Consider the following 19,030-nt stretch of genomic DNA (forward strand, 5'->3'; position numbering starts at 1 on the left):
CTCGACCTCGTCGACGACGTGCTCGGTACCGCCCCTGATGAGTATGGTCACGGCCTTCGGGTTCTTGCAGCCCTCGACGAAGATCATGTTCTCGCCGGCGACCTTCCTCTGCTCGACGAGCTCGGCCTCACCGAGGTCCTCGGAGGTGAGGTCACGGACGTTGGTGACGATCTTGGCGCCGGTGGCCTTGGCGAGCTTCTCCATGTCGCTCTTCTTGACGCGTCTGACGGCGAGGATGCCGTACTTGGCGAGGTAGTGCTGGGCGAGGTCGTCGATGCCCTTCTGGACGAAGACGACGTTCGCTCCAACCTCCCTGATCTTCTCGACCATCTCACGGAGCATCTTCTCCTCCTGCTCGAGGAAGGCCTGGAGCTGCTCCGGGCTGGTGATCCTAATCTCGGCGTCGGTCTCGGTCTCCTTGACCTCGAGGGCCTCGTTGATGAGGGCGATCTTGGCCCCCTCAACCCTCTTCGGCATTCCCGGGTGGACGACCTCCTTGTCGATGACAACGCCCCTGATGAGCCTGGTGTCCCTGACGCTGCCGCCCTCCTTCTTCTCGAACTTGATGTTGTCGAGGTCGACCTTGTAGGTGCCGTCGACCTTCTCGGCGACCTGCCTGACGGCGTCAACGGCTATCTCGGCGAGGTACTCGCGCTCCTCCTCGGCGGCCTTACCGGTGATAGAGGTGACCGCGGCCTTCTTGAGGATCTCGGCGTCCTCAACGTCGATCTCCCTGGCCATGTTGTCGAGTATCTCCTGGGCCTTCTCTGCGGCCAGGGCGTAACCCTTGATGACAATGCTCGGGTGGATGTTCTGGTCGAGGAGCTCCTCGGCCTTCCTGAGAAGCTCACCGGCAATAACGACGGCGGTGGTAGTTCCATCACCAGCCTCCTTGTCCTGGGTCTTGGCGACCTCAACCATCATCTTGGCAGCCGGGTGCTGGATGTCCATCTCGTCGAGGATGGTGGCACCGTCGTTGGTGATAACAATGTCTCCGAGGCTGTCGACGAGCATCTTGTCCATGCCCTTCGGGCCGAGGGTGGTCCTAACGGTTTCAGCAATAATCCTGGCGGCCAGAATGTTCAGCCTCTGAGCGTCCCTACCAACGTACCTCTGGGTTCCCTCGGGCAGAATAACAACCGGCTGTCCAGCGAGCTGGGCCATCTCCTCTCACCTCCGCCCGCTTTTGTTTTTAAGGGGTGAAAGGTTTTAGTTACAATTTGTGCTTCCGCTTTATCGTTCCTTTGGATTATTTATAAAGTTTTCGGTTTCTTGGCATCACCCCAGAGCTGCACGGTACGTAATGGACAAAGGTTTCAGAAATCCAAAGCCTCCAACCGGCCCAGCCTCCCACCATACATCCGTGCAGCCGTTCTCCCAGCTACAGAGCGCTTCAGAGGGCTAAACTTTGTGCACCTTCGCCCCAGCAACCCGCTCCAGGATGGGGACGTAGGACAGGCCCGGGCTTATCCCCCTTCCTCTCGTGTCATAAACCGTAAGCTCAACCTCTTTCTTTTTCAGCGCCCTGGCCAGCTCCGTTATTTCCTCCTTAATCCTCTTTCCAAAGAGCGGAACGTTCGCCTTTCCGTCGGTTATTAGAAAAGCCCTCACCTTGACCGACCTGTCCTTCATCCTCTCCCTGTTCGCCAGAAGCAGAAGATTGTAGAGGGCGGAGCTTAAAGGTGTCCTCCCTCCAGTCGGAACGCTCTCTATTTTCTCAAGCACTTCCCAGTAGTTCTTGGTGGGTGGAACGAATATCTCCGCCCGATTGCCTTTCGCAACGATCAGGGCCATCTTTGACTTTTTGATGTAGCCTTTCTCAACCAGCTTCTCCGCTATCCCCTTCGCGATGCTTATCCTCTTCTGCACGGCCATGCTTCCGCTCGAATCCAGGAGCAGAACCCAGAGCGTTGGTGCCTTTGCCTTCCTGACCCTAACGCGGATATCGTTTAAATCGAGCTTTATTGGGGGCCTTTTGCCATTTAAGACTGCCCAAACCAAAGAGTTGTAGAAATCAACGTCCTTAATCCTGCCGTTGACAGGTGGAAGGTATGAAACTGGAATGCCTTTGGGGAAGTTTATCACCGTGACGCTGACGTCCCTCGAGGAGCGGTATCCTGTGAATTCGCCTCCATCAAAGTTTTTGCTCTCTATCCTTGGGATTTTAGCTTCGCTTGAGCGAAAATTTTGCTCTAAGTTTCCAGTCCCTCGACTTCGAGACTCCTGGTTTCTCCTTTCACTCCTTTCTTCCTTCTTGTGCTCATGCTTATGGTCGCCTTTGTGGTCGTGATTGTGCTTGCTGTCGTCCTTAGGCTTTGGGGGCCTCATCTGGGGTGGCTTTTGGAACGGCCTGTCCCTCAGGCGGTGCGGTAGAGCCAATTCCATAGCTTTTTCTAAGTCTTCCAGTGAGACCCTTCTCCTTCCGTTTAAAGCAGCTATTGCCTTGGCCGTCTTTATCGTTGCTATCTCAGCTCTGTTGGTTTTGATTCCCAGGTCAACGACCGTTTCAGCCAAAAGCTTCAGCAAATCGTCGCTTATCTCGACCTTCGGCAGAATCTCCCTCGCCTTAACAATCCTCTCCGTAAGCTTCTTCTCTTCGCTCTCATACTTTTTGTAGAAGCTTATGGGGTCTTCATGGAACTCCTCAACGCGCTTGACTATCTCTATCCTCTCCTCCGGGTTCATAGGTGCTGAAACTTCAACGCATAAACCGAACCTGTCGAGGATCTGCGGTCTGAGCTCGCCTTCCTCGGGGTTCATGCTTCCAACCAGGATGAACCTCGCCGGATGCCTGAAAGAAATCCCTTCCCTCTCTATCGTGTTCCATCCCATTGCCGCAGCATCTAAGAGTGAATCGGCTATGTAGTCATCCAGGAGGTTCACCTCATCGATGTAAAGAACCCCTCTGTTTGCTTCCGCGAGTATTCCAGGCTGCAGAGCTTTTTTGCCCTCTTTTAAAAAGCGCTCAACGTCAATTGTTCCAACTAATCTGTCTATCGTAACGCTTAAGGGCAGGTCCACAACGCGCATCTTCCTCTTTGCCACTGGCAGTTCTTCTCCCCTCTCGTATCGCTCGTAGCAGCTGTCGCACATCTCCAGCGGGTTCCTCGGGTTGCAGTTGAAGGGACAATCTGCCACAACTTCAATCTCGGGCAAAACGTTGGCCAGAGCCCTGACCAGGGTAGATTTTCCCGTTCCTTTGTCTCCTTTAAGCAGGACACCCCCGATCAGTGGATTAACGGCTACACAGAGTAGTGCCAGCTTGGCCTTTTCCTGCCCGACTATTGCAGAGAACGGGAAGACTAATCGTTTTTCACGAGACTCCATATTCCCTCCACCTCCCTCATGTTTTCACTCCAGTGTTCGTCGTCTTCAGCCGTGTAAATTTCAATCGTCCCGCCCTGGACTTCCCCTTCACCGAGGCTCTCTTCCAGAATCCCTTCGATTTCCGAATAAACTTCCATGAGCCTTTCAATGAGCTCCTCACTCGTCTCCCACAGGCCGCGCTCATAGGCTTCAATTAGCCTTCTCGCGATCTCCTCGATGGCGTAGGGGTTGTGCTCCTCGAACCATCTCCTCATCTCTTCGTCCAGAACGTATTTCCCTGCTATCTCGTCAAAAACCCAGTCTTCAACAAGCTTTGTTGTCGCCTCCCAGCCGTATAGGTGGTTGATCTTCTTGGAGAACTCGCTCGCCCCCCGGTAACCGTGCTTCTTCATCTCCTCAATCCAGCGCTCGTTGAGGAGCTTTGTCCTGACGACCCTTTCAAGCTCAACTTTCACCTCAACGGTTTTGGTATCGCTTGTGTCCCTCGTGTCCGTCTGAACCACTTCAGCGTTCTTGCCGGTTAGGGCATCAACGGCTGCCTTAAACCCTCCGTGATGGGCAAAATAGCAGCAGCAGTTAGTCGGGTCGTGCTCGTCGCTTATGTGGTTTCTGTTGATTACGTCCACTTCTTTTAGGCTCAGAACCAGCGAGTCATATGCTTCAACGCCAAAGGTATCCTTTCCGTAGGCGTAGCCACTCCACTGAATCCACACCTTGGCCAAGTCCTCGTCACTCTTCCAGCCCGATGATTCAACCGCTAAATTCACTCCAGCCCCGTAGGCACCAGGCGGGGCCGAGAAAACCCTAAACCTTGCGAACCTCTGCGCTTCCTCAAAGCTCTTTCCGAGTTCAATGAGCTTTTTGATGTGCTCAACGTAGTGCTTTCTAATGTAGTTCATTTCCGGGGGTTCATCCAGCGTAACGACCTTTTCTATGGCCTCGTCAATCAGGTAGATGTAGTTCGGCAGCGTGTCCCTCACGATTCCGCTTATCCTCACCAGGACGTCAATCCTCGGCCTTCCGAGCTCCTCCAGAGGTATGACTTCAAGCCCGGCAACCACGTCCTCCTTCCAAACCGGCCGGACTCCAATCAGGTACAGAATCTGGGCTATCTGCTCTCCATCCGCCTTATAGCCGTCTATACTCCAGAGAACCTGTCCGACGCTCTCCGGGTATTTTCCGTGCTTTTTCATGTATTCCTCCAGGAGCTTCTCCGCGGTTTCGACTCCTATCTGCCACGCCGCTTTAGTCGGCAGAGTCCTTGGATCAACTGCATAGAAGTTCCTTCCCGTCGGCAGAATCTCGAACTTCCCCCTAGTTATCGCTCCCGAGGGGCCGGGTTCAACGTATTCTCCCTTCAATCCCTTCAAGAATCCTTCGTGCTCCTTTTTACACCCGATTATTTTCCCTGCAACTTCAAGGGCTTTTCCAAACGTTTCTTCAAGCTTCTCTTTCTCCGTGACTTTAAATCCAAACTTCTCAATTTCTTCCCCAATAACTTCAAAGCTTTCTCCCTTAAGCAAACGCTCCAGGCTCTTGACTGCTATCCCCTGGAAAATCTCCAGAAGCTCCCTGTTCGTGAACCCATTTGTGGTTCCCAATGGGTTCTTTTTTAGTTCATCGTAGTCCAGGCCCACTGCCTCGGCTATGACTCTCCTAATCGAAGGAGAAGCGTAGGAATCATAGGCCATTGCAGTGGCAACGTATTCCGCCAGCCTCTCGGGCTCCCCTGGCGGATAGCCGAAGATGTGGAGGCCAAGGTTTATCTGGGAGCCCCTCATCAGCTCAACGTAGCGGTGTATCTCCTCTATCGTCTGCTCTTCATTTTCAGGGTTCGCTATTCTCAGCCTGTTTTCCTTGGCCTTCTCAAGAATCCCCTCGTAAATCTTCCTTCTCCTCGCCTCATCTCCCAGGTTCTTAGCCTTTGCATACTGGGTCAGGAGGGAGTCCAGATCGTCCAGAACCTCCGCCATTCCCATCGGGGGGTAGATGTGGTCTACAAGCGCTGCGTAGCTTCTCCTCTTGGCAATGACTCCCTCCATTGGATTGGAGACAGCATAAACGTAGAGGTGAGGGACGTCGTCCAAAGAAGCTTCAGGTACACATGAAGGAGAAAGCCCAACGCCTTTTCCGGGCCGGAACTCAAGGTAGCCGTGGGTTCCGAAGTGAATCATTACATCAGCATTGAATTTCCTGGTTATCCACCTGTAAACGGCCCACCACTGGTGCGGTGGGGTTATCGTTGGGTCATGCAGAATTCTGCACACCTTTCCATCACACCTCGCCCCGGCGCAACCGAACTTGGGCTGGGGGGTTATGAGGACGTTTCCGAACCTTATCCCCGGGACGACGAAATTTCCATCATAGACCATACCGACCAGCGCTTTCTCAACTTTTCCAGCCAGGACATCCTCAGGTCTTCCCCAGTCCCTGACGATTCTTTCCCTCAGGTCATCCGGCAGCTCGTTGAACCACTCCAGGTACTCCTCTAAGCTTAAGAAGTCAATCGCTCCACCGCTTTTGACGATCTCCTCAACGCTCGTCCATCTGAACTCGCTTATCGCCTTCCTCTCTAGGATCAGCTTTATCAGCTCTTCACCGTTCTCCGGCAGGTCCTCGCCAACGTAGTATCCTTCTTCTTTGAGCCTGTGCAGAAGTCTGACGATGCTCTCGGGAACATCCAGGCCAAGGCCAACGGCGACGTTCGCCTCAAGGCCTTTGCACGGCGGGTTTATCAAAACGATTGCTATCCTAACTTCATCCTTGGGCTTCTTCCTGAGCTCAACCCACTTCTTCACCCTTCTGGCCAGGTACCTCATGTGCTCTTCATAGGGCTCGCCCTTCTTGTAGCCCTCAATGTTTCTGGTTCCGGCTATGAAAATCGGCTCAATTGCACCCGCAACTTCCGGAATTATCACCCCATAGACCTGAGTCATGTAGTCAACGCCCTTCTCGCTTTTCTTCCAATCCTCGACGGACTGGTAGTAGGACCTTATCGGAGCAAAGACCGGGACGTTGAGCCTCTGCAGGTTCTTCAGCTCGACCGTGCCGAAGGAGATTAAGCTCACGAGGGCCTCTACAACCGGCTTTCCATCCTTCATGAAGAACTCCTCAACGGCCTCGCTCTTTTCCCTTCCAAGCCCCGTCCCTGAGTCTTTTCCGTAGGTGAAGACCGGGATTACCCCAAAGCCTTCCTCTTCAAGGGCCCTGATGAGCGCTCCAATTGGTCTGAAGTCCTTGTAGAGCCAGGCACTCCTCCAGAAGAGAACTCCAATGAGAGGCCCCTTCCCGTAGGCTTTCAGGTATTCGTCGAGACTTTCAAAAAGTCCCAGCTCAGGGTGGTAAATGCCGTGCATCGGCACCTCCTGGGGATCTTCGTAATCAATCTCCACTCCAGCGAGGCCCGCAAGGAACCTGACCAGGTTCCTCAGGTTCTTTTCGCCTCCGAGGACGTAGTAAGTTTTGGCCTTGATCAGAACCTCCTCCGGGACGTTTGCCAGGCCCTCCAGGCCGGCGCAGGCAATGACTTTAGCCCTGCTCTCTCTAATCCTCTCCTCCACTATTTCGGGAAGCTCATGGGCGTAGATGAAGATTACATCCGACTTCTCTATCCTCTCCAGCTCTCTTTCACAGTTCTGGTCGGTGAGCACGAGCCCATCTATTCTCTCCTCATCAAGTATCTCTTCCAGCAGGGGCAGGGGCCTCGCGCCGTACCCCAGGATGAAGCATATCATTGAATCACCTCCGTTCTGGGGAGTATGAGCCTGAAGCCGTCGAACTCAAGGACGCATACGGGGACGCCGTAGACATCGCGGAGCATCTCCTCGCGCAGGACTTCACGCGGTCTCCCGGTGGCCCTGATCTTGCCCTCCTTGACGAGGGCTATCCTGTCGGAGTAGAGGGAGGCCAAATTGGGGTCGTGGAGCGTCATGATGGCCAAGATGCCCTCTTCCCGCGCGAGCCTCTTGACTATCCCGAGGACTTTGACCTGGTTCTTGAAGTCAAGGTGAGCCGTTGGCTCGTCGAGGAGCAGAACCCTCGGCTCCTGGACGAGGGCCCTCGCTATCAGAACCAGCTGCATCTGTCCGCCGCTCAGCTGGGTGTAAGGTTTATCCTTAAAGCGCTCGAGTCCGAGGAGCCTGAGCTTTTCGAGGGCTTTCTCGTAGTGCTCATTTCCAGGGCTCTCAAAGGGGCCGAGCTGGGAAGCTAAACCCGTGACGACCACGTCCAGAACCGTGTAGGGGAAGGGCGGCGTGTGGGACTGGGGGACGTAGCCGGCCAGCTTGGCCCTCTCCCTGATGGGCAGTCCGTGGAAGTCCCGGCCGTCAATGAAGACGCACCTCTCCTTTGGCTTCAACAGCCCGTAGATTGCCTTCAGTATGGTGGTCTTCCCGCTCCCGTTGGGGCCGAGGAGCGTCACGACTTCCCCTTCCCTCACCTCGAGGGTGACCCCCTCGATGCTGAAATCACCGTAGCTGAACGATAGGCCTCTGATCTCAAGCATCCCATCCACCGCCCGTTTTTCTGAGCAGGTAAGCGAAGAAGGGAATTCCAAGGAGGGTCGTTATTATACCGATCGGTATCTCGTAGGTTGCCACAGACCTCGCGAGCGTATCGGCTAAGGCCATAAACGAAGCCCCGAGGGTTATCGTCAGGGGTATCAGGGTCTTGTGGTCCGGGCCAAAGGCCATCCTGACTATGTGCGGTATCATCAGCCCGACCCACCCGATTATACCGCAGAAGGCTATTGAGACGGCCGTTATCATGGAGACGACGACTATGAAGACGAACTTCAGCTTTTCGGTCTCGACACCCACGATTTTGGCCTCCTCACCGAAGGAGAGCACGTTCAGCTGCCAGCGCATTGAGTATATCAGGAAACAGCCGGCGAGGATCACCGGGAAGGCCACTCTGACCGAGCCCCAGTCAGAGTTGGCGAAGCTCCCCATGAGCCAGTAGACGATGCTCGCCAGCTTGTCGTGCTCCATGAGGAACTTGAGGAGGGATGTTAAAGCTGAGAAGAAGGCGTTGACTATGATTCCAGCGAGAACTAGCGAGACTGGGGTTATCCTCCCGCCGACCCTCGCCAGCGAGGTCGTTATGAAGACCGCGAGGAGCGCGAAGGCGAACGCTGAAGGAGTAACCCCTATGCCAACGGAGAGGCCTATGGCCAAAGCCGCACCGAATGCAGCCCCGGAAGAGATGCCGAGGATGTAGCTGTTGACGAGGGGGTTCCTGAATATGGCCTGCAGGACGGCGCCCGAAATGGCAAGGGCCGAACCGACGAGCATGGCCATCAGGACGCGGGGGAAGCGTATCTCAAAGAGTATGGTCTGGTAAACGCTCGGGTAGGGAACTGTGACGGAGAAGGATACCTTCCCGAGGGTTAAAGTTCTCAAAACTTCGGAGATGATCTGAGCCACTTTAAGGAGCACCATACTCACGACGGCGGAGGGAGGAATTGGATATGTCCCTATACACAGGCTTACGATGAGGGCAAGAACCGGGGAGAGCAAAAAGGAAAGGTGGAGGGCCTTCCTCATGCTCACCCACCCTGGTAGAACGGGCTGTAGAACTTCTCAATCAGCTCGTCCCTGACCGACTCCCAGCTCTGGTAGCGGTCGGGGTAGATTATGTTGGCCATCTGGTAGAGGCCGACTATTATCCTCGGGCCCCAGTCGAGGTAGCCCTTTGAACCCGCGAGGATGCCGTAGACGTGTCCTTCCCTCACGGCCTTGATTTCCTGCCACCTTGAGTCATTTTTAATGCCGTTCACGGCGTTGTCAAGCCTGTCCTGGCTGAATGACGTCAGGATTAAAACGTCCGTGTCGTTGCCCCAGTAGGTTATTATCTTCTCGAGGTCGAGCTTGGGCCACTGGGTATCGAAGGTCATGTCGAAAGCTAAGTTGTGGGCACCGACGAGCTCCACCATGCTCGCCCACGCGCTCCCGTTGGCGTAGACAGTGACCGGGCCGGCGATGTCCTTGGGGGCGCTTATGAGGAGGGCGTTCTTCCTCTCGCTCTCCGGAATCTGGGCGGCGGTTTCCTTCACGGCGCTGAGCTTCTCCTTCATCCATCCTGCCAGCTCACCGGCCTTCTCTTCCTCACCAAACACCTTTCCAAGGAGATTAACGACCTCCACGTTATCCCCGATGGTCCTAGCAGTGAGCGCTATGACGGGTATGCCGAGCTCTTCCGCCTTCTGTATCGTCTCGGCGTCGGCGTACTTGCCGCCGTACCAGTCGATTATTATGAGGTCTGGATTCAAACCGACGACGGTCTCCCAGTTGAGGCCCTTGAAGTTGCTGCCAACGACGGTCCTGTTCTTCACATCATCCGGGAGGTAGGGATCGTAGGGAACGTACTTGCCTATGCCGACTATCCTGTCCTGGACGCCGAGGATGCAGAGTATCTCCGCCCAGTAGCCGGAGAGCACTATCACCCTCTCGGGCGGCTTATCTATGGTGACGGTCCTTCCCGCGAAGTCCGTGACGGTTATCGGGTACCTGGGAGGGGCAGTGGTTGTTGGGGACGAAGCCGTCTCCGCTGGGCTGGAGGAGGACGGGGTGGTAGTCGTAGTAGTTTCGCCGCCTATACAGCCGCTCGCCACGACGGCGAGGAGCAAGACACCGACCAGAAACAGTGTGAATGTCTTTCCGCGGGATTCCATCGTGCTCACCGCCATTGTGCTACCAATTTCTAATTTAGTAATACAAAGCTCGAAGGATATTGCTAATTTTTAACACTTTTTAAAACAGCAGGTTCATAACTTATGGTTTCGATAACACCAAAACGAAAAGAATTAAGCCCACCTGTTTATGTGAAATTCAATACCAAGCTCATCAAGCCTCTCTCCAAGATTTCTGACTTCGTCTTCCGGCCAGCAGTGGGCGGAGCACCATGCTTCGTCGCGAGGATTCGTCAGCGGTTTTCCAACAAGAGGATTAATGACGACGTAAAACTCCGTGTCGAGGTGTCCGAGCCCTTCCTCGATCCATGGCCATACGTCAAAGCCCTTGGGAACGGGAATGCGAAGTTCAAGGGGAAGACCGTAGTTGGATACCAGCTCAAGTCCCCGCAGGAACAGCCTCCAGAGCCGTTCGCTGGCTTTCTCGGGAAGGCCATAGAGAGCAGCCGGGGGTGCCTTCAGGTCGGTCGCGATGTGATCAACTAGCCCGGCATTAAGGAGTTTTTCAAGCGGCCCAACGAGGGTGAGGTTCGTGTTGAGGCTGACGGGAACGTCAAGAGCCTTCACACAGGCTAACAGCGATGAAAGCTCGGCCCACTGTATCAGCGGCTCGCCACCGGTGACGTGGAAGTAATCGACGAGGAAGGAGTTCACCTCAAGCTCCTCAAGCATTGCCCCCCGTTCCAGCTCGAAGCAGCCTTTTCCCTCAGCTATCCTCCAGTTGTGGCAGAAGGGACACCTCAGGTTGCACCCGCACAGCCAGAGCGTAAAGGTGATCTTCCCGTGAACATCCACCATGCTGACGGCTTTCCAGCCACTTGTGAGCATCGAATCACCCCCAAGAGAAAAGAAGGTGTCAGGAGGTGTAGTGCCTCCTCGTCCAGAACTCCTTCTTCCTGAAGGGGTTCCAGTTCTTGAGCGGGCGGTAGTAGCCGATAATCCTGCTCCATATCTCGACGTTCTCGCTTCCGCAGCGCGGGCAGTGGGTGTGAAGGCCCGTAGTTGAGTGGTTACAGTCGTTGCAGACTGTCACTGCAGGGGTGTAGCTCCAGTATACGAGGTCCGTCCTCATGAGCCTCTTGGTAAGCTTTGCTAAAGCCTCCGGGTCCGGCTCTTCCCCCAAGAAGATGTGCATCATCACTCCACCGGTGAAGCTCCTCTGAACCTTTTCCTCTATGCGTATCCTGTCGCCCAGCTCAAGCGGGCCGTAGTAGGGCGCTATGCTGGTGGAGTAAACTGGATTGTCAACGTCGCTCAGGCAGTCCTTTAGCCAGGGGAACTCGCGGAGATCCCTTATGGCAAGCTTTGCCGCAGCGCTCTCTCCCGGAACTTCCTCAACGTTCCACGGCGTCCCACTTTCTTTCATCCACTCCCTCGCTTTAGCAGTGGCGAACTCGACCATATCCTTCATCAGCTCCGCAGCTTTGAGCCAGTCCTTCCTCGTGCCCTCAGTCCAGAGTCCAGGTTCGTTGAGGTAAATTGCAGCCGCCTCTGGCAAACCAAGAATTCCTACTGTATTGAAGTGGCTCGACGGGAACTCCTCGAGGTAGAGATGGATCATCTGATACATCCCGCGGTAGTTCGTTATCAGTCTCACGTAGCGCTCACGGAACCAGTCGGTGGTGTCCCTGACGACCTGGAGAACGCGCTCGTACTCTTCCCAGAACTTATCGTCATCGCCATTGGCTTTGAGTGCAAGTCTCGGAAGGTTGACCGTCGTGACGTTCACGGAGCCGGTGACGTCGGGCATCGCCCAGAGGCCGCCGAAGCGCTGCCTCTCAACTTCATTCAGCCATTGCTCTTTTGTATCACCCGCATTAAAGCTAAAAACCTCTTTCATTTCGTTTTTATCTATTACAAGCCTGCAGCACATCGAGAAGCTTGCGTCCGGGTCTACAACGTTCGTGTTGAGCCAGTAGAAGCTTCCGCGCTTTGAAGCGGTTGTAAAGACGGCCTCGAAGACCTCTGGATCGTCCCAGAGCATTTTGGCGGTGACCATCAGGGTAGGAATAGGGAACGTGAAGGGCTGACCTATCGCGTCACCCTCTCTGAGCACTTCAGTCAGGGCTATGAAGAACTCCCTGGCTTCTCTCTCGTACTCTCCGAGCGGATCAAGCTTTTTGCCATCGTAAACCGCGTGGTCGCCTTCGAGCATCTTCTTTGGTGCATCCAGCGTTACCGTGAAGTTGGTGAAGGGTGTTTGGAGACCGACCCTGCTCGGATAGTTGAGGTTGTAGACCAGTCTCTGAATGTTCTGCCGTATCTTCCTCCTGTCGAGGCCCTCTTTCCTTATGAACGGCCCCGCGTACCACTCGATGCTTGAGAGGGCCTGAGCGCCGCTGAAGTAGTGCTGCATGGTTATGAGGTAGTTGGCTATGTGGTCGACGTAGGTGTCGAAGTGTTTGGCCGGCCTCGATATTATCGTTGGCGTCTTTAGACCCTTCTCAAGGAGTCTCGCCGTGCTGTGGCCCGTGCAGTAAGGGATGTAGAGACTGTAGGGAAGCTTGTGGATGTAGATGTCGCCGCTGAAGTGGGCCTCCCTGCCCTCCGCCGGGATGAGCGAGAGGTGCTCTTTGAGCGCTTCTTCCATCACGTAGGCAAAGAAGCCGGTTGGTCCGGGATAGCGGTTTGCATTTTCGAGAACGTCGAGACTGCTCCAGCCGGCGTACTCCTGGATAATGTCCTTCCTCACGGTTTCCATTTTCAACCACCCGGATAATTTATCCAATGACCGGAGGGGCAAATGCCCGATATAACGCTTCCCCTTGAACCTGCGGGCATTTATCCAAGATCCCCAGTGAAATTGCGTCAAACGACAAGTTGGACAAAATATCCATTGAATTTAAGACAGACAAACTGACAACACAGGAAGCCACTGAAACAAGTATCGACAAATAATTGTCATCCATACAAAATGCTAAATCAATATTCGACTATAAAAAACAGTTCCTGGCGACCATAGCTTTTTAACCCGTTCGGCGAACCGAAACCAGGTGATGTGAAAATGGGCGACATCAAGGCCGAGTGGGAGAAGGCTCTGGAAGAGAAGGACTGCGAGAAGCTGCTCGAGCTCTTTGACGATTACATAGACTCCATAGAGGACGAGGAGACCCTCAGAAAGGAGCTCGAGAGGCTCAAGGGGGTCGCCGAGGAGTGCGAGGATCCCTACGACCTGCTCCACGAGATAGGCCACGTCTACGCGCACCTCGACGACGCTGAGGCCGGAATCGAGCTCTACAGGAGGGTGGCCGAGAGGAAGAAGGATGACCCCGAGGAGTACGCGACTGCTCTCTACTATCTGGCCGATGCTTACGAGCACTTCGGCATGCCCGAGAAGGCAATTGAGACCTACCAGAAGCTCCTCAAACTCGAGGAAGAGGTTCTGAAGAACGAGAGGGAGATAGCGCTCACGCTGGCGAACCTCGCTGTGAACTACGACGAGCTCGGCGAGACCGAGAAGGCCATCGAGCTCATGGAGCGCGCAAGGGAGATTTTCGAGAGGCTCAACGACGAGAAGAACCACATGATAAGCCTCCTCGACCTGGCGCACTTCAGGTACGAGGTTGGGGACTACAATACCGCTGAGGCGCTGATAAACGAGGTTCTCCGGAACCCGAGGGACGACGAGATTGAGATAAACGCCAGGCTGGTCGAGGCGGAGATATTCGCCGGAAGGGATGAGTACGACAGGGCCTTCAGGGCCATACGGGACGCCCTCGTAAAGGCCATAAACGTGAGCGACGAGATTTTTGGCCTCGTCTTCGACACGCTGACGGATTTCATCGAGGGGCTCTTCAACGAGGGCTCCTACGGCGTTGTAGCGGAGAACATGGAGTCCTTTGCGGAGCTCTTTGAGGACGATACCGCCTACTTCTTCAGGGCCATCGCCGAGCTGGCGCGCTGGAAGGCCGGAGAGGACGGTGCGAAGGAGCGCTTTGACGGGCTCTACTCCAAGGTGGAGAACGAGGAGCTCCGCTCGGTTCTGGACGAGTGGAAGAGGCCGAAGCTGAGCCTGAGCGTGGGGCTTTAGACTTCCATTTTTCTATTCAACGCCTTCGTATATCGCTCTATTTCCAGGAGACTTTTTCTGATAACATTCTCCCCAGCGTTCCATATTTCGATCCCGACGACATTTCCTTCCTCATCGTACTCGAACCACACGTCTTCGTCAACTTCGTCGGTGTCTGCCACCGGGCCCTCTCTGATCAGAATATAGAGGATATCAGCCTTTGGGTCATACCTAACCTTCATACCTCAACCCACCTCCGGGATGATAATCTCATTTCAATGATTTTATCAAGGCTCTTACTTTTTCTCTCCTGAAAGCCTCGCCCTTCAGAGTGGCGAAGAAGATCAGGATAACAGTATAGAGAAAAGGAACGAGGATTCAGATCCTCGAGACGGTCTCAACTTCCGCGCTCTCGACGTTCTCGACCTCGCGGAAGAGATCGGCGACGGCGTCGTAGGAGTAGCCCTCTTCGTCCCTCCCGAGGACGTAGAACTTGAGGGCAACGAGGCCGAAGGCAATCGGCTCGCGCTCGACCTTGGCGAGGCCGAACTTCTCGGGGATAACAGCTTTCAGCTTCTCCTCGAGCTCGTCGAGGTTCACATCGGGGTCGGTCGGCATGACCTTAATAACACCAACGAGGTTGAAGTCGCTCATCTTTTTCACCTCCAGACTAATTCACGGCCCCTCCCAGCCGCACTTGGGGCACTTGTAGGGGACTGAGAGGACCCTGCAGCTTTCACAGCGCCAGATGATCTCCTCGCCACAGTTCGGGCAGACGAAGTGAGTGGCGTGCTCCCTAGGGGTTATCTCCTTTCCGCATGATGTGCATACGGGTATCTCGAACTTGGCTTCCACTGCGAACACCTCCGAGAAAGGTGGTTTTAATCACTGGTGGGCATTGAGGGGGTTGGCTTATAAACCTTTCTCTGGGAAAAGGCGCGAACTACAGGGGGATCACCTGGCCAAGTCCTTCAATTCTGAGCTTCAGGCTTTCTATCTCATCCATACGCCCACCCCAGTATCTTCTCCTTTCCAAGGTTGTCTATCACTTTCCACTCTCCAATGCTCCTCCCGTGGGATGGGAGAGTTGGAACGAGCTTCGTCCAGCCCTTAACTCTGCTCCTTAGATGGTTAAGAACCTCCTCTGGGATGTCGACCCCCAACTCGTTTTTGAGGAGCTCCAGAACATAGCCAGTCCTCTGGCAGAGGGAGTCACTGGCAAAGCGTTCGAAGTAGCCCAAGAATTCGTCCCAGTCAAGTTTTTCGACCTCGTAGAGGGCCTTGGTTATCTCGGAGTAGCCCCCGCAGTATCTCGGCTTGTAGAAGCAGTCAAAGAACGTCTTCGCGAGGGTGGAGGTGTAGACTCCATCCTTAAGCGTCATTCCAGTGGCCTTTTCCCCGAGGGCAACGGCCCTGATAGTGTATTCCCCGATGGTTCTCTCACCGGACTTCCTAGGTGTGGCCACGAATATTGTGAACGGCTCGTAGTCGAGCAGGTCATAAAGCCTCAGGGCGGAAGAGAATGCTATGTATCCCGGGAACAGGGCGAGGGCTATCCTGTAGGGGTTTTTTATCGAGGGGTTTCCAGGGTGTTCATTGACGAGGTAGAGGCCCTTCTTCAGCCTCGTGAGGTAGCCCTTCTTTGAGAGGCTCCAAAGGACCTTTTTAACCATCCCCCTGCTGAGACGTGGGAAGAGTTCTCTGATCTCGTCAGCACTCACTATATCGGTTCCTCGTATCGCCCCCATTATGCCCTGTTCAGTTTTTGTAAGGTAGTAATTTTTCTGCATATAGTGACCAATGTGGTAACTTTCTCAATAAAATTTTCGGGACTAGGTTATAGGGTGGGACTTTTGATAACGCACTCGCTCATCTTGATGTGGTGAATGCGGGGTTCCACCCCGCACCCCGATTTATTTTGAATTACTGGGGGGCTCCGCCCCCACGCCCCCAAGTTCCTAACGCATCATAGTACCTGCAAGCTTCTAACTTTTAGTCTGTCCAGACAGAACAAAATCCCCATGTTTTAGTCGACTTGAGCAGACTAGAATCCAACTTCCAGCAAAGATTGACCAAGAGTTCTCGCGGATACGTACAATAAAGAGAAGTTGTCTCTTAGAAATTGACGTCTTTGGCTGGGCATCAAACAACATGTCTGGACACACCCCATTATGGGGGATGTCCAGAGAGATACATAGAGTTGAGGGGCTTTAGCTGTCAATGAACCAGCTTCAGCGCTGTTCTGCTGCCATTAGAACGTCCACAGGCAGTTGATTTTGCTAGCACCTCCTATCCAGAGGAGGATTTAATTCAAAGCCGGGAAGGCTTCTGTAGTTAAAGGGAAGCCAGAAAACTCGTGTCCATGTGAAATAGAAAAGGTTGAAGAGGTTGTCGAGAAGACACTAAACTTCCTCCGTTGACATCCTATTTCCCCGTTGAATCTGCATAAAGTTTTTATTTTTTCTTCAGAAATGCCTGTTGATGTCTTTCGTTGGTTATTTCAAAATGGATAAGGAAAACATTGAAGAATACTTCCCATGCGATGAACTTGTGAATGAGCTACTCGACTTACTTATCCATGATTATCACGTCATCGGAATAAGGGGCTTTCGAAGAAGTGGCAAGTCTTCACTCATAAAGTACTTTTTATCATTCTTTTCAGCTGAAGATTTTGAAGTAAGGTATGTTGATATTTCAAAGGTCAAAGACCACACGAGCGTCGAAAATACACTCAAAAACATAAAAGAAAAACTGAATGACAAACCAACATTATGGAAAGTCATCAAAGAACTTATTGCACTGAAGAATGAGAGGGTTGCAAGAAACGCTGAGAAGATTCATGATTTTATAAACCAAAAGAAAAAAGAAGAAAAGATCAAAATATATGCCTTTGATGAAGTGCAATCATTTGCAATACGTCAGGGATCCTACTTTTCCAAAGAAGACGCGTATATTTTTGTTGAGTTTATAAACAACCATATCGATGATAATACATATATAATTTTCACAGGTTCACAGGTAGGGGCTTTCAATAAATTTCTCAAAATCTACGACAAAAAAGTCGTGTCAAAAATGAAGTGTAACAACCATATAGTAGACATAGGACAAATGTCTCCTGAGGACATAGGAGAATTCCTCAGTACTGGGTTTGAGCAGAACCACAAGAACATGCCAGAGGATTTTCCGGATAGAGTTTATGAGTCTATCGGTGGTTTTGTTGGCTACGTTCTTGACGCTGGTAGAATGCTCGCCACATACGGGCATAATGTTATTCACCCCTCAATCGTTGATACAGTAATTCAAAAACAAAAAACTCTCCTTTTTGAGTCAATCGAAGATGAATTGAACGCCCTCGATGAAACACTCAATCTAAGGAGCAGAATGTCACTCGAAATTCTCAAGTTCATAGCAGAGAATGATCCCAATAGAAAGGAGTTACTCGATAAATTCCAAGGAAACATCGATGGTGAAACGTTGAAGACACTACTCAACATACTTGACCAGATGGATCTCATAACTAGGAAGCATAACAAAGTGAGAGCTTACCCATTCATAAAGAATTATTATGGGGCGTTGCTGGATGTTTGAATACCCAACTTATCAGTTCAATAAATACATTCGCTTTGACGAGAAGTTTATCATAGTACGTGGACCACGTTTCTCCGGGAAAACTTGGTTTATTCAGGACATTCCTGGTAAATCAAACATTTATTACATATACATTGACATGGCAGGCGCGATAAAAGCGAGAAAGAAAAATCTCAAGGTATTCCAAGCTATAAAAAAGGATCTTTTTGGTTCAAGAAAGTTTACCATAACAAACATGGAAGGACTCAGTATATCACCATACTGTAAATACTTCAGGTGCTTCTTTGACGAGCTAGAAAATGCAGAGAGAGTAATCTACATAGTCCTCGACCACGCGGAACTACTCAGACCATGGGATCATTACAGGAGACTTTTCAAGGCTGTTATCGACCATTACCACAACATCCGGTTGGTTTTTGTCGCTGGCTCGACGCCCATGCTCATAGAAAGACTCGGAGTAAATGATCCAAAAGCACCACTCTTCGGTCGCTGGGAACGATACATCGACTTCCAATACTGGGATTCACACACCACTTATGAGTATGTAAGAAGCGAGATTCCACAAATTTCTGATGAAGAAATATTTCTCCTTCATGACCTCACTGAAGGGGCCGCACAACTCGTGATGAAATACGTTGAGTACCGGAAGATGATGACGATGGATAAAGCGTTCGCAAAACTCGAGGATTATGTCAAAAAGAAAGTACTCGCTGAAATGTCCAACAGTGAATGGGGCTTAAGAATAATAAAAGCAATAGCAATAGACACGGTTGGTGGGGGATACACATCACTCAAACGGATATACGAACGATTACCAGGGTATAACAAAGACAATGTGAAAGTAATGTTCTATGAGTTACTTCGCTATGACATTATAGAAAACATTGGGGGCAATATCAGGTTGAAACCACGAATTCTTTCACACATATTTATTAAATAGTTGCCCCCTATCGCCTTACTCAGTAAGATGATTGGGGGCTAAATTTTGACATAAAATTGTTTAAAAAGCCATCATTGTTTGAGTTGAATTTTTAGCTTTTTGACGCGACTCTGATCTCTTGCTTTGAGAATCGGGGTTAGTTCGTTGGAACCGTTGTCTCTCAGGATGTGAGGAAGTCTGCCTCAAAACTGCTCGGAAGTTTGCATGTATCTTCAAAACTGCAAATTGAACGTGGGTTTCATACAAAAACATGCAATTTAGACAGTTCTATCCTCCTTTAACGCCCTCCAAGCGTTGTACTAAAAGTAAAGCACTTCCAAAACAGCAATTGAACATAAACCTCACTTAAAACAGCATGTTGAAAAAGACATGCCGGCTTTGATGGAACTTTTGCTCGGCAAAAGTTTGTTTTCTGGTGGGCCCGCGGGGCTTCGAACCCCGGACCTCCCGCTTATCAGGCGGGCGCTCTGACCAGGCT

General features: G+C 52.2%; 15 protein-coding genes. 3 read left to right on the forward strand and 12 right to left on the reverse strand.

What is annotated here, in order from left to right:
- The 8 genes from thsB to APY94_RS03190 all read right to left on the reverse strand — a co-directional run.
- On the reverse strand, positions 1-1,164 hold a 1,164-nt coding region (gene thsB, locus APY94_RS03155; RefSeq protein ID WP_058938254.1), incomplete at its 3' end, for a thermosome subunit beta.
- 237 nt (positions 1,165-1,401) lie between these two features.
- Complete coding sequence (locus APY94_RS03160) at positions 1,402-3,327, reverse strand: VWA domain-containing protein (protein WP_058938255.1); 1,926 nt, start codon at positions 3,325-3,327, stop codon at positions 1,402-1,404.
- On the reverse strand, positions 3,303-7,061 hold the full coding sequence (locus APY94_RS03165; protein WP_058938256.1) for a cobaltochelatase subunit CobN: 3,759 nt from the start codon (positions 7,059-7,061) through the stop codon (positions 3,303-3,305). The genes APY94_RS03160 and APY94_RS03165 overlap by 25 nt, the downstream gene beginning before the upstream one ends.
- Positions 7,058-7,831 (reverse strand): ABC transporter ATP-binding protein, encoded by a 774-nt coding sequence (locus APY94_RS03170; RefSeq protein ID WP_058938257.1) that lies wholly within the window; start codon positions 7,829-7,831, stop codon positions 7,058-7,060. The genes APY94_RS03165 and APY94_RS03170 overlap by 4 nt, the downstream gene beginning before the upstream one ends.
- Complete coding sequence (locus tag APY94_RS03175) at positions 7,824-8,870, reverse strand: FecCD family ABC transporter permease (protein ID WP_058938258.1); 1,047 nt, start codon at positions 8,868-8,870, stop codon at positions 7,824-7,826. The genes APY94_RS03170 and APY94_RS03175 overlap by 8 nt, the downstream gene beginning before the upstream one ends.
- Positions 8,871-8,872: 2 nt before the next feature.
- On the reverse strand, positions 8,873-9,997 hold the full coding sequence (locus APY94_RS03180; RefSeq protein WP_058938259.1) for an ABC transporter substrate-binding protein: 1,125 nt from the start codon (positions 9,995-9,997) through the stop codon (positions 8,873-8,875).
- Between the two features lie 132 nt (positions 9,998-10,129).
- Complete coding sequence (locus APY94_RS03185; protein WP_058938260.1) at positions 10,130-10,843, reverse strand: anaerobic ribonucleoside-triphosphate reductase activating protein; 714 nt, start codon at positions 10,841-10,843, stop codon at positions 10,130-10,132.
- A 28-nt stretch (positions 10,844-10,871) separates the two neighbouring features.
- Entirely contained in the window at positions 10,872-12,716 is a 1,845-nt protein-coding gene (locus APY94_RS03190; RefSeq protein ID WP_058938261.1) for an anaerobic ribonucleoside triphosphate reductase, read from the reverse strand.
- A 303-nt stretch (positions 12,717-13,019) separates the two neighbouring features.
- Here APY94_RS03190 and APY94_RS03195 point away from each other — a divergent pair, with 303 nt between their 5' ends.
- Positions 13,020-14,045 carry a tetratricopeptide repeat protein gene (locus APY94_RS03195; RefSeq protein ID WP_058938262.1) on the forward strand — a complete coding sequence of 342 codons (1,026 nt, stop codon included), beginning with the start codon at positions 13,020-13,022 and terminating at the stop codon, positions 14,043-14,045.
- Here the strand turns inward: APY94_RS03195 and APY94_RS03200 are convergent.
- From APY94_RS03200 to APY94_RS03215, 4 genes are all read right to left on the reverse strand, one after another.
- A complete protein-coding gene (locus tag APY94_RS03200; protein ID WP_058938263.1) occupies positions 14,042-14,266 on the reverse strand; it encodes a DUF2283 domain-containing protein in 225 nt (74 codons plus the stop codon). The two genes, APY94_RS03195 and APY94_RS03200, sit on opposite strands and share 4 nt — an antisense overlap.
- A gap of 136 nt (positions 14,267-14,402) precedes the next feature.
- Positions 14,403-14,678, reverse strand: coding sequence for an elongation factor 1-beta (locus APY94_RS03205; RefSeq protein ID WP_014012768.1), 276 nt, complete (start codon positions 14,676-14,678; stop codon positions 14,403-14,405).
- 21 nt (positions 14,679-14,699) lie between these two features.
- Entirely contained in the window at positions 14,700-14,879 is a 180-nt protein-coding gene (locus APY94_RS03210) for a zinc finger domain-containing protein (RefSeq protein ID WP_012572828.1), read from the reverse strand.
- A gap of 143 nt (positions 14,880-15,022) precedes the next feature.
- A complete protein-coding gene (locus tag APY94_RS03215) occupies positions 15,023-15,772 on the reverse strand; it encodes a type IV toxin-antitoxin system AbiEi family antitoxin domain-containing protein (protein ID WP_245610396.1) in 750 nt (249 codons plus the stop codon).
- A 733-nt stretch (positions 15,773-16,505) separates the two neighbouring features.
- Here APY94_RS03215 and APY94_RS03220 point away from each other — a divergent pair.
- Positions 16,506-17,612: an ATP-binding protein gene (locus APY94_RS03220; protein ID WP_083500604.1), complete on the forward strand. Its 1,107-nt coding sequence runs from the start codon at positions 16,506-16,508 to the stop codon at positions 17,610-17,612.
- Positions 17,605-18,552: an ATP-binding protein gene (locus APY94_RS03225; protein ID WP_058938266.1), complete on the forward strand. Its 948-nt coding sequence runs from the start codon at positions 17,605-17,607 to the stop codon at positions 18,550-18,552. Before APY94_RS03220 ends, APY94_RS03225 begins: the two co-directional genes overlap by 8 nt.
- Positions 18,553-19,030: the final 478 nt, after the last annotated feature.

The organism is Thermococcus celericrescens (assembly GCF_001484195.1).
In the GTDB taxonomy this organism is placed as follows: Archaea; Methanobacteriota_B; Thermococci; order Thermococcales; family Thermococcaceae; genus Thermococcus; species Thermococcus celericrescens.

Excerpts from the sequence above, each read along its gene's own strand:
- APY94_RS03160 (WP_058938255.1), bottom strand. The coding sequence starts at position 3,327 with ATGGAGTCTCGTGAAAAACGATTAGTCTTCCCGTTCTCTGCAATAGTC.
- APY94_RS03165 (WP_058938256.1), bottom strand. The coding sequence starts at position 7,061 with ATGATATGCTTCATCCTGGGGTACGGCGCGAGGCCCCTGCCCCTGCTG.
- APY94_RS03170 (WP_058938257.1), bottom strand. The coding sequence starts at position 7,831 with ATGCTTGAGATCAGAGGCCTATCGTTCAGCTACGGTGATTTCAGCATC.
- APY94_RS03175 (WP_058938258.1), bottom strand. The coding sequence starts at position 8,870 with ATGAGGAAGGCCCTCCACCTTTCCTTTTTGCTCTCCCCGGTTCTTGCC.
- APY94_RS03180 (WP_058938259.1), bottom strand. The coding sequence starts at position 9,997 with ATGGAATCCCGCGGAAAGACATTCACACTGTTTCTGGTCGGTGTCTTG.
- APY94_RS03185 (WP_058938260.1), bottom strand. The coding sequence starts at position 10,843 with ATGCTCACAAGTGGCTGGAAAGCCGTCAGCATGGTGGATGTTCACGGG.
- APY94_RS03190 (WP_058938261.1), bottom strand. The coding sequence starts at position 12,716 with ATGGAAACCGTGAGGAAGGACATTATCCAGGAGTACGCCGGCTGGAGC.
- APY94_RS03195 (WP_058938262.1), top strand. The coding sequence starts at position 13,020 with ATGGGCGACATCAAGGCCGAGTGGGAGAAGGCTCTGGAAGAGAAGGAC.
- APY94_RS03200 (WP_058938263.1), bottom strand. The coding sequence starts at position 14,266 with ATGAAGGTTAGGTATGACCCAAAGGCTGATATCCTCTATATTCTGATC.
- APY94_RS03205 (WP_014012768.1), bottom strand. The coding sequence starts at position 14,678 with ATGAGCGACTTCAACCTCGTTGGTGTTATTAAGGTCATGCCGACCGAC.
- APY94_RS03215 (WP_245610396.1), bottom strand. The coding sequence starts at position 15,772 with ATGGGGGCGATACGAGGAACCGATATAGTGAGTGCTGACGAGATCAGA.
- APY94_RS03220 (WP_083500604.1), top strand. The coding sequence starts at position 16,506 with ATGTCTTTCGTTGGTTATTTCAAAATGGATAAGGAAAACATTGAAGAA.
- APY94_RS03225 (WP_058938266.1), top strand. The coding sequence starts at position 17,605 with ATGTTTGAATACCCAACTTATCAGTTCAATAAATACATTCGCTTTGAC.